The sequence below is a fragment of the Endozoicomonas ascidiicola genome, assembly GCF_001646945.1.
Taxonomy (GTDB): Bacteria; Pseudomonadota; Gammaproteobacteria; order Pseudomonadales; family Endozoicomonadaceae; genus Endozoicomonas; species Endozoicomonas ascidiicola.
Map to the genome: position 1 here is coordinate 1 of NZ_LUTV01000025.1, position 2,612 is coordinate 2,612.

Below are 2,612 nucleotides of genomic sequence, written 5' to 3' on the forward strand. Positions count from 1 at the left end.
AAGTCCCAATGTTTACCCAGAACATGCTTCCAGAAAAATTGCAGTCCGTTACGATCAGTTTTGACTGTGCTCCAGGAATGACTCTCTACCAATGCAGCAAAGTAGGTTTTTAAGTCATCGGGCGGTAAGCGCTTATTTAAAGACGTCTTCAAAACTCTCCACCTGACTGCCACGCTATTCCCTGTTGCAAAAACAGGAGCAAACCGTGAATCAAGATCCTCACCAGTCAGGTCGTCGAACTACCAGTCAATGGCAGGAGCTTATTGACCAGCAACGTGACAGTGGCATTACGCAGAAAGCATTTTGTGAGTTGCACAACATCTGTTTGTCGACGTTTACATTATGGAAACGAAAACTCAAACCAATAGCCGGGAGACCGGAGCAGCCACTATTACCTGAATCTGACTGGATCGAAGTTCAAACGAACGGTCATAGCCATGCACCCGAACAGGTTCCCTGGGAAATCGAGCTCGATCTGCCCGGTGGTGTCATTCTGCGTATGCGACGCTAATCATGTTTTTTCCGGAATCACAGGTGCGGGTCTGGTTGTATAACCACCCCACGGACATGCGCAAGTCATACAACGGCCTCGTCGCTCTGGCAAAAAACACGCTTGAAGAAGATCCATTGAGTGGGCAATTGTTTGTCTTTTTCAATCGTCGCAGGAACCAGTGCAAAGTATTGTATTTTGAGCGCGGTGGTTATTGCATCTGGAGCAAGCGCCTTGAACAGGGACAGTTTCATGCCCGTGCTTCTCAGGCGGTTAAACAACTGCTTGCACTGACAGACCTTAAGCTGATCATAGAAGGCATTGATACCCGGTCCATCCGTTACCACAAACGTTACGAAAAACCGGATGTCTCGACCAGCAAAGTGCCTGATTAGGGTCTACAGTCAAAACCTATGAATTTACCGATTCCTGCCAATCAAATCTCGCACCTGCAGCTGCTACAGCAGTCGCAGGTGCTTTTGCAGGAGCAAAAATCCACTACTAAGTTGTTAAAACAAGAAATTGAATCCCTCAAACACCAACTGGCCTGGTTTAAACAACAGGTGTTTGGTGAAAAATCTGAAAAACGCTTGATCGAAAACCCCGATCAACTGGCGCTGGGTGAAATCCTCAAAAATATTGAATCTCCGGAGCAGTCTGAAACAGAAACGATCACCTATAAGCGCAGGAAAAAGCAGCGCAATGATGACTGTGTGACGGATCAGGGGTTGCGCTTTACCGATGAAGTCCCCGTTGAACTGATTCACATTCCGGCGCCCGAACTGCAAGGTGAGAACGCCGACCAGTATGAAGTCATTGATTATAAATACACCCATCGCCTTGCGCAGCGCCCGGGCAGTTATGTTGTTCTGAAATACCAGCGAGATGTCGTTCGTCACAAACAGGACCAGACCCTGAGCACCACGCCGGCACCGTCCGGATTATTTGACCGCAGCTTTGCGGATGTGAGCTTTATCGCGGGTATGTTGGTTGAGAAGTATCGCTATCATCTGCCACTTTACCGCCAGCACCAGAGACTAGAAGCCAGCGGTATTACTGTCAGTCGAGGCACACTGACACAGTTGGAACAGCGCGCTGCCCAGCTATTAGAGCCGATTGCCAAAGAGTCACTCAATAGCTGCCTGGAAAGTCACACTCTGGCACTGGACGAAACACCTGCAAAAGCCGGGCTGAAATCCAAAGGCAAAATGAAAAAGGGTTACTTCTGGTGCTTTTATGGTGATCAGGATGAAATGGCCTTTATCTACTCGGCCAGCCGTTCCTGCGATGTCGTTGAGCCTTATCTGCAAGACTTTGAAGGCGTATTGCTGACAGATGGTTATCCCGGATACGACAGTCTTTGTAAGAAATATCCCAAAATCATCCATGCCGAGTGCTGGACCCACAGTCGACGTTACTTTGTTAAGTCAGAAAAGGCAGAGCCCGAGGCTACCAAAGAAGCACTGAAACAAATCGGTGAGCTGTATAAAGTAGAAGACGACATTCGTCGACTTGAGCTTGAAGGTAATGCATTGCGTGATTACCGCCAGCAACAAGCCAAACCCCTGGTTGATCAATTCTTTGAGTGGAATCGTGAACAACTACGCCGACTGGATCTGGTGCCCAGCAATCCGCTGAGCAAAGCCCTTGGTTATGTGTATAACCGGGAAAAAGAACTGCAGGTCTATCTGCACGATCCAACCGTTGCCATTGATACGAACCATCTCGAGCGAGGCCTTCGTTGCATCCCCATGGGAAGAAAGAACTGGATGTTCTGCTGGACAGAAGAAGGAGCGGATAATGTTGCTGTATTCCAGACCCTGATCACTAGTTGCCTGCTGGCGGGTATCGACCCTTATAAATATCTCGTAGACGTACTGCAGCGTATCAGCCTTCATCCTGCCCGCGATATCAGGGAGCTGATACCACGACTCTGGAAAGAGAGATTCGGGGCAAATCCATTAAAAGCCGATCTCGAAAAATAGGGGGAGTCTGCCCCCTGTTTGAACGCTTACATCGGGCGTGAGTCTATCAGGGCAACGGTCAAAGAATGCTGCTACTCGCCGTAATGGCCTGCTGTATAGATCAATGGTGGATTTTCTTTTACCTTGAAGCTTCAGGG

Annotated in this window: 4 protein-coding genes; 3 read left to right on the forward strand and 1 reads right to left on the reverse strand. The window is 48.7% G+C overall.

Annotated features, from left to right (window positions below):
* Positions 1 to 173: phage integrase N-terminal SAM-like domain-containing protein (locus AKL11_RS25475; RefSeq protein WP_253705291.1), on the reverse strand; the 173-nt coding region annotated here is incomplete at its 3' end.
* 32 nt (positions 174 to 205) lie between these two features.
* Here AKL11_RS25475 and tnpA point away from each other — a divergent pair.
* From tnpA to tnpC, 3 genes are read left to right on the forward strand one after another with little or no spacing between them, the layout of a single operon-like run.
* Complete coding sequence (gene tnpA / locus AKL11_RS24255) at positions 206 to 511, forward strand: IS66 family insertion sequence element accessory protein TnpA (RefSeq protein WP_067522929.1); 306 nt, start codon at positions 206 to 208, stop codon at positions 509 to 511.
* 2 nt (positions 512 to 513) lie between these two features.
* Positions 514 to 885, forward strand: coding sequence for an IS66 family insertion sequence element accessory protein TnpB (tnpB, locus tag AKL11_RS24260; protein ID WP_067522930.1), 372 nt, complete (start codon positions 514 to 516; stop codon positions 883 to 885).
* Positions 886 to 903: 18 nt separating this feature from the next.
* Positions 904 to 2,475 (forward strand): IS66 family transposase, encoded by a 1,572-nt coding sequence (tnpC, locus tag AKL11_RS24265; RefSeq protein WP_157673759.1) that lies wholly within the window; start codon positions 904 to 906, stop codon positions 2,473 to 2,475.
* The last annotated feature ends 137 nt before the right edge of the window (positions 2,476 to 2,612 follow it).

Coding starts and splice junctions, on each gene's coding strand:
- tnpB (WP_067522930.1), top strand. CDS start 514: ATGTTTTTTCCGGAATCACAGGTGCGGGTCTGGTTGTATAACCACCCC.
- tnpC (WP_157673759.1), top strand. CDS start 904: ATGAATTTACCGATTCCTGCCAATCAAATCTCGCACCTGCAGCTGCTA.